Source organism: Fodinibius roseus, assembly GCF_900129315.1.
In the GTDB taxonomy this organism is placed as follows: Bacteria; Bacteroidota; Rhodothermia; order Balneolales; family Balneolaceae; genus Fodinibius; species Fodinibius roseus.
Window position 1 is genome coordinate 1 of the sequence record NZ_FQUS01000051.1, and the last position, 7,166, is coordinate 7,166.

Annotated in this window: 5 protein-coding genes; 4 read left to right on the top strand and 1 reads right to left on the bottom strand. The window is 53.0% G+C overall.

Going from position 1 to position 7,166, the window contains the following annotated elements:
• The first annotated feature begins 96 nt into the window (after positions 1–96).
• Positions 97–972 carry a Fic family protein gene (locus BUB16_RS20805; RefSeq protein ID WP_073068749.1) on the top strand — a complete coding sequence of 292 codons (876 nt, stop codon included), beginning with the start codon at positions 97–99 and terminating at the stop codon, positions 970–972.
• A gap of 233 nt (positions 973–1,205) precedes the next feature.
• Here BUB16_RS20805 and BUB16_RS20810 read toward each other — a convergent pair whose 3' ends face one another.
• A complete protein-coding gene (locus tag BUB16_RS20810) occupies positions 1,206–2,204 on the bottom strand; it encodes a YhdH/YhfP family quinone oxidoreductase (protein ID WP_073068750.1) in 999 nt (332 codons plus the stop codon).
• 386 nt (positions 2,205–2,590) lie between these two features.
• Here BUB16_RS20810 and BUB16_RS20815 point away from each other — a divergent pair, with 386 nt between their 5' ends.
• From BUB16_RS20815 to BUB16_RS20825, 3 genes are all read left to right on the top strand, one after another.
• Positions 2,591–4,252 carry a DUF2339 domain-containing protein gene (locus BUB16_RS20815; protein WP_073068751.1) on the top strand — a complete coding sequence of 554 codons (1,662 nt, stop codon included), beginning with the start codon at positions 2,591–2,593 and terminating at the stop codon, positions 4,250–4,252.
• Positions 4,253–4,505: 253 nt separating this feature from the next.
• On the top strand, positions 4,506–6,167 hold the full coding sequence (locus BUB16_RS20820; RefSeq protein ID WP_073068752.1) for a M20/M25/M40 family metallo-hydrolase: 1,662 nt from the start codon (positions 4,506–4,508) through the stop codon (positions 6,165–6,167).
• A 160-nt stretch (positions 6,168–6,327) separates the two neighbouring features.
• Positions 6,328–6,930, top strand: coding sequence for a DsbA family protein (locus BUB16_RS20825; protein ID WP_073068753.1), 603 nt, complete (start codon positions 6,328–6,330; stop codon positions 6,928–6,930).
• Positions 6,931–7,166 lie beyond the last annotated feature (236 nt).

Genomic DNA, 7,166 nt, shown 5'->3' on the forward strand with positions numbered 1-7,166 from the left:
TTGGTCTAATTCTTCTTGTGTCATGAGTTGTCTAAGTTAAGTGTATGTTGATAGTACGTATTATTTAACTTAGACAGAGTTAGATTTACACTCTCCATGGAGGGGGATCAACGCATCGATCTGCGGGATATCATCTTTCGTGAAGTGATTGGCAATGCTGTTGTACACCGGGAATATACCAGTGCTCTTTCTACGAATCTGATTATAGGCAGAAATGAAGTAACGATTACGAATCCCAACAAAGCGCTGTTCCATGGACCTATTGATCCATCAAGTTTTAATCCCCATCCCAAGAACCCTAACATCCGAAAGTTCTTCACTTCTTTTGGGTGGACCGATGAAATAGGATCCGGCATTCGCAACACTACGAAATGGTTGCCCCGTTATGTCCCTAATGCCACGCCGCTTTTTATTGAAGATGATGTTTTTAAAACCATTATACCTCTAGAGGTTGCGCACCTTGGTACCTATGTGAATAAATGGACAACGTTATTAGGCCTTCCTGAAGAACGTTCTGAACATATAAAGAAAGGACTGCAAGAAGTACCGCTTCCTTCGGACCTTATAGATGCATCATGGAATGAGGTTATTCTACACTTGGTACCAAGCTGGCATAAAAAAGGTACCAAGCTAGAACGCCTTGATTGGCCTGATAAGCAGGTTTATCAGGAGGAGGACATTAAGGAGGTACCAAGCTGGACCACTGATGGTATCAAGCTATTGCATAAAAAAGTCATGTATCTAATCCAGATTCTTACATTGGTTTCTACCCCAATCTCTCTGGATGATATGATGTCTGCTATTGGATACAAGAACAGGGCAACCTTTCGGGGTAATTATTTGGATCCATTAGAAAGTTTAGCATTTGTGACAAAGACGATACCTGACAAGCCTCAGTCTCCTGATCAGAAATATGTGATTACCGAAAAGGGGAAATTGTTTCTTGGAGGACGTAACTTGGTATCAGGATGAGGTTAATTTTAAAACAAATAAGGATGTAGTATTAATGAGTCAAGAAAAAGCAATAAGCATCATCAAATGATATTTGACCTCCTCTAAAAACTGGTCCATTCCAAACGCAATTGTAACTACAAATCCAATGCAAAACGCAGTACAGATTATATAATACATCGTAGGGAAGGGAATTTAGTGTTAAACATATTTTAGATTATCGCTGAGTATTCCTCAGGTTAAGTTTGCGCCACTCATCCCTCATGTTCCACCACCACGCGTCCGACCTGCCCCCCTTCCAGGATGAGATCTATTTCGCTGTTGAGTTCCTCAAGCGAGCAGGAGCGGCTGATCTCCGGCAGATGGCCAGGCTTCCATGAAGCCCCCAGGCGTTTCCAGAGCTGACGGCGAAGCTTCATGGGACAGTGGCCGCTGTCGATGCCGGACAGGGTGACGCCCCGCAGGATAAACGGGTACACGCTGGTCTGCAGCTGGTGTCCCAGTACGTTACCGCAACAGGCAACGGTGCCGTTGGGTTGCGTCTGGCGAAGGGCCGTATCGAGCATCCGTCCCCCTACCGTCTCTATCACGCCGGACCACCGGCTGCCGAGCAGCGGCTTGGAGCTGCGGTCCTGCACTTCGTCCCGGTGGATGACCGAAGTGGCCCCGATCTCCTTCATAAACGATTCCTGCTCCGTTTTTCCGGTAGCGGCCACGACCTCGTAGTCCAGCTTGGCCAGGATGCTCACGGCCATGGTCCCGACCCCTCCGGTCGCCCCGGTAACCAGCAGCGGTCCCCCGCCGGCTTCGACCTCATGCCGCCGCAGGTGGTGGATGCCGATAGCGGCCGTCAGTCCCGCGGTCCCCAGCGCCATGCTTTCAAAAAGACGGAGTCCCACAGGCAAAGGCACCACCCAGTCGCCGGGCACGCGGATGAATCGGCCGAACCCGCCCGGCGTATTTTGTCCCAGATCATAACTGGTCACAATCACTTTGTCCCCCGCCTGAAAACGCCCGTCCTTGCTCTCTTTAACAATCCCGGCGGCGTCGATGCCCGGGATGTGCGGATATTCCTGGGTAACCCCTTTATTGCCGGAGGCCGAGAGCGCATCTTTGTAATTGAGCGAGGAGTAGTGCACGCGGACCAGCACCTCGTGGTCCGGCAGCCGGTCGAGGGGCCACTGTTTTACCGATCGCCGGAAGGTATCCTCCGCTGTTTCCTCGACGACCAAGGCTTTAAACGTGTCCGTCATAGATGGCTGATTGAAAAGTTTATTGAATCCGTTGATATTGCCGCCACCTGCCGGGTAACACAGCTGGACTATCCAGGCGGATGGCCTCTGCCTCCCCGACGGACTTTTGCTGCGGGGCCGGACAAGCTGCTTTTATACAGTAATATAATATATAAATATATAAATGTATGATGGGGGGCAGCCAGCCCGATTCACTTGTCCTTCTCCGCTTGTTCTTGTGCCATCCCCGATCATCCCAGCATTTATATTTATATTTTTGAATGAGCTCATAACTCCATATTGTTACGGTGCGAAAGTATCCTAATGATGCGCAGCGTATTGCAGGGAAGCACAGGATATATACATATCCGTACCTTCTGCCTATATAGCTATATTATCTATTACCTATGCCAGATCAAAACAATGATGAAGGGCTCCGCGACCGGGTCCGCCGCCTGGAGGAACGGGTGCGGGAGCTCGAGCAGCAGGTGGACCAGCAACATGGCGGGGGTCCCGCTACTCGTGATACTTCTGGCGGACATCAACAGGCGGCTGATGGACATCAAAAAGAGGCCGGGTCGCCGTTGATTCCGAATAACATCCGGTTCGGTGAACAGTGGCTGAACCGCATCGGCATCGGACTGCTGTTGTTTGGGGTGGTCTTCCTGTTCAAGTATACCATTGACCAGGGCTGGCTCATCCCGCCCGTGCGCAGTGCTATCGGCCTGGGGATCGGCGGATTGCTTTTCAGCTCCGGACGCCGGATGCGGGAGGAGATGAATCCCTTCCGGCAGGTACTGCTGGGGGGCGGTATTGCGGTTTTCTATATCACTGGCTTTGCGACCTACCAGCTTTACTCCTTCATGCCGGCCAGCGTTATCTGGGCCTTTATGATAGTGGTGACCCTGCTGGCGCTGTCGATGTCGCTCCGGCAGGATGAAGCGATCCTCTCGGTGACCGGCACGCTGGGCGCACTGGGCACCCCCTTTATGCTGTACAGCGGTTCCGGGAGCCTCGTCATGCTGATGCTGTATACCGCGCTCGTATTGGGCGCCGGGGCTGTTATTTATTTCCGGAAGGGATGGAATGCCCTGCTTTGGAGCATGCTGGCAGGGGGACTGGGCGTCATGGGGGTCGGTGTTATCGCTTCCTTAATGGAAACGCGGGCCATGTCGCTGACCGATCACTGGGTATTACAGGCCGGCATGGCCGGCTGGGCCCTTGCAACCTGGGGGACCGCCGTTGCGCGTGAGGTCTCCACCGGTGCCGATACGTCCGATGCGACGGTTCATCTCTCGGTATTCTGGGTGTCGCTGGGGATGCTTCCGCTGGTAGCCATGCACTGGGAACTTTCCGGGCAAAGCACGGCGCTGGTTGCATTCGGCTTTGCCGGCGCGGGCGCGCTCGGCTACCTGCGGCTTAACCCGGCGATCCGCGAGCTGGCGATCACGCATGCTTTTATGGGACTCATAATGCTCACCGTCGGGGTGGTACTCTATTTCAGCGGCACGCCGCTGTTTGTGCTGCTGGCGGCCGAGGCGGTGGCACTGCGGTATATTGCGCACCTCACCGGTGACATTAAACTCGATATCGGGGCGCATATTCTCTTTGTAGCGGTCGTTATATGGACGTTCAACGGTCTCTGGCTTTCAGCGGGGGTGCAGGGACTGGATGTCCGGTCTGTTGTGCAGCTGATTTTTCTTATCGCCGGGGGGACGATCTTGCCCCGCTGGCTGCGGCGGAATGATTTCAAACTGTTGTACCGGGTGGTGGTCCACCTGATGCTGCTGTTCTGGATCCACCAGGTGCTTGTGGGCTTTGCCGGGGGACAGGCATGGGTGTCGGTAGTGTGGGGCGTATATGCCATCGGTCTACTTGTAGCAGGTTTTGTACGAAACGAAGAGCAAGTTCGTTTGACCGGGATGGTGACGATTTTCCTGGTGGTGGCCAAGCTGTTCCTGGTGGATCTTTCCCAGCTGCAGGCACTTTGGCGTATCCTGCTGTTTATCGGTTTCGGCGGAGTATTCGTGCTGCTGGGATACTACCTGCAGTCTCGCTGGAGCGAGTGATTTAATCCCCAAAAATAGGGAGGAATCGATTTTAGAGGGCGCGGGGAGAATCAGAATATTTGAGCCGGATTTTGAGGTCTTTGAGGCAAATGGTGGGCCTGTATAACGATAAAGAACCCAGAGCGGGCCAAATTTAGACGGACTCGCAGTATATTTTGCCGTATCCGAAAGGCCTCGCACTTGGCAATACTTCAAAAATGACTGTACCTTAGGGGTTCCGGCTAAACACAACCAGGATAGAATAAGAGAAACCATGCGAAATTTGTCCCTGTCCCTATTGATCATGATGGCCGCTGTTACGGGCTGCATGCGATCGCCCATCGACGAGGTAGCAGAAACCATCACAGAAGAGAGCCTGCGGGCTCCCGTTGAAAGATTGTCATCGGATGCGTTTCGGGGACGGAGTACGGGTACGGCCGGTGAAGAAAAAACGGTGGATTATCTTATCAGTTATCTTAAGAAGCACGGCATTGAAGGCGGCATGCCGGACGGCAGCTATGTGCAGGAGGTACCGCTGCTGGGACAACAGACGGATGAGGGTGCGCAGCTGACGATCTCCAGGGAGGGCCGGCCCCTCCATACCTTCGATTATTATACTGATTTTATGGCGTGGCCCGCTAACCTGGAAGAGGAGGTTGGCATTGACGAGGCGGAACTGGTCTATGTGGGATACGGCATCCAGGCGCCGGAGGAGGACTGGGATGATTTTAAGGATGTGGATGTAAAGGGCAAAGTGCTGGTGGTCAAGAACAACGACCCCGCCGGCAGCCCGGATCTTTTTAAGGGGGAGACCCGCCTGTACTACGGTCGATACAGCTACAAATACGAGAAAGCCCGCGATATGGGTGCCGCCGGCGTGCTCATCATCCATACCACGCCCACCGCCGGATACGGCTGGAACGTCGTCGCCAACGGGTGGGATCGCGAACAGTTTTACCTGCGCGAAGATCAGTCGATGGACAATTCGCCGACCCGGTTTAACGGCTGGCTGACCAGAGAAGCCAGTGACGCGCTGTTCGAGAGCGCGGGACTGGATCTCGCTACGCAGCTGGAGGCTGCGGAGAACCGCTCCTTTGAGCCTGTGCCGCTGGAGGGGTTGTCCCTGAGCCTTGACCTGTCGGCAACCTACCGGCGGCAGCATGCCCAAAATGTATTGGGAGTCATCGAAGGAACCCACAGCGACCTTAAAGAGGAGTACGCTGTCTTTACCGCTCATCACGACCACCTGGGGATCACGAAGCCGGTGGAGGGAGATTCCATCAACAACGGGGCCCTGGACAATGCGGCCGGGGTCAGTGCCGTACTCAACCTGGCCCGTGCGTACCAAAATCTGCAGCCCCAGCTTAAGCGAAGCGTGCTCTTCCTTTTTACGGGTGCTGAAGAGGTGGGACTGCTGGGGGCGAAATACTGGGCTGAGCATCCCACCGTTCATCCGGGGGACGTCACGGGCAACATCAACCTGGATGGCATGAACGTCTACGGTAAGACGGAAGATATCGTGCTGATAGGATACCGGCGCAACACCGTAAGCGATCTCATCGAGGAAGTAGCGGCCGAACGGGATGTGGAGGTGAAGCCGGACCCGCATCCCGATCGCGGGTACTTTTACCGTTCCGACCATTTTGAACTTGCGAAGAAGGGTATCCCGGCCATCTTTCCGAACGCCGGCACGGAATTTATTGATAAGCCGGAAGGTTACGGGGCCACCGTGGACAGCCTGCAGGATGCCAATTACCATACGGTTCATGACGAGATCAATCAGTACTGGGATCTCAGCGGCATGGTGCGTGACGTGCGGCTGTTTTTCGATGCGGGCTACCGCATGATCAACGCCGGGGAGATGCAGCGCTGGCAGCAGGGCGATGAGTTTAAACAGAAGCGGCTGGAGATGATCGAAGAGGCCGGGAGCCGCTGAACAACAAAAGCGGAATTTCTCCCTGGATCAGGCGGCCAGGAGCAGGAAGGTTGAGCATAGGAAGCGGGTCCGTCGGGTTTATTCTAAACTTTTGGTTTTTCTCTTGTCAAAACTCGGGTTATATTAGCATTTATAAATTCAAACAAGTATTCAAAACAACATGATTTCAAAAAGCAAGAATATACTGCTGACACTGCTGGCCGCTTTTTTTATGGTAAGCTGCCAAAATTCCGATTCCGACGCGCAGTCTATGACTTCGGACGACCCGAACCAGGTGGTCATTACCGAGTATAGCGATTACCAGTGTCCCGCTTGCGCCTATTTTCACCCGATCGTTGAAAAATTGAAGGAGAATATGGGGGATCAGCTGCAGGTGAACTTGCGCTTTTTCCCGTTGAGCAGTCACCGTTATGCAGCTCTGGCAGCGCGGGCAGCCCAGGCAGCAAAGAATCAGGATAAGTTCTATGAGATGCACTCCATGATTTTTGAAAACCAGGAGCGCTGGTCGACTTCCTCGAATCCGGCGATGGAGTTCGTCAATTATGCGCGTGAGATCGGACTGGATATGAATCAGTTTACGGATGATCTGAACGCCGCCGAAACCCAGGAGACGGTGATGGCCCAGAAAGAAGAGGGCGAAAGCCGCGGTGTGAATTCAACGCCCACCTTCTTTATCGACGGGGAGGAAGTGGATCCGCTCCCCAAAACCTACGAGGAATTTGAAGCGCTGGTCCGGCAGCGACTGGAAGAAAAGCAGGGATAAAGATACCGGGCCGTTCATGAATGTGAGGGTCCGTGATCCTGTGCTTTAGCGGTTTAAAGGAGATAACGGGAGTATATTTAGTGATGAACAGTACTCTCATATTCTTCCGGAGAGGGATTTTTTTGGGATACGCCGGATTTTCTCTTGCATTTTTTTTAAAAAATAAGTAATTATCTTTTTTCATTCATCAGAGAGATAAAAAAACCGTTCTTATTATGTCATTTAAAGCCAAACTT

What these genes read in the sequence shown, in the direction of transcription:
- BUB16_RS20805 (WP_073068749.1), top strand. Translation starts at nt 97, where the DNA reads ATGGAGGGGGATCAACGCATCGATCTGCGGGATATCATCTTTCGTGAA.
- BUB16_RS20810 (WP_073068750.1), bottom strand. Translation starts at nt 2,204, where the DNA reads ATGACGGACACGTTTAAAGCCTTGGTCGTCGAGGAAACAGCGGAGGAT.
- BUB16_RS20815 (WP_073068751.1), top strand. Translation starts at nt 2,591, where the DNA reads ATGCCAGATCAAAACAATGATGAAGGGCTCCGCGACCGGGTCCGCCGC.
- BUB16_RS20820 (WP_073068752.1), top strand. Translation starts at nt 4,506, where the DNA reads ATGCGAAATTTGTCCCTGTCCCTATTGATCATGATGGCCGCTGTTACG.
- BUB16_RS20825 (WP_073068753.1), top strand. Translation starts at nt 6,328, where the DNA reads ATGATTTCAAAAAGCAAGAATATACTGCTGACACTGCTGGCCGCTTTT.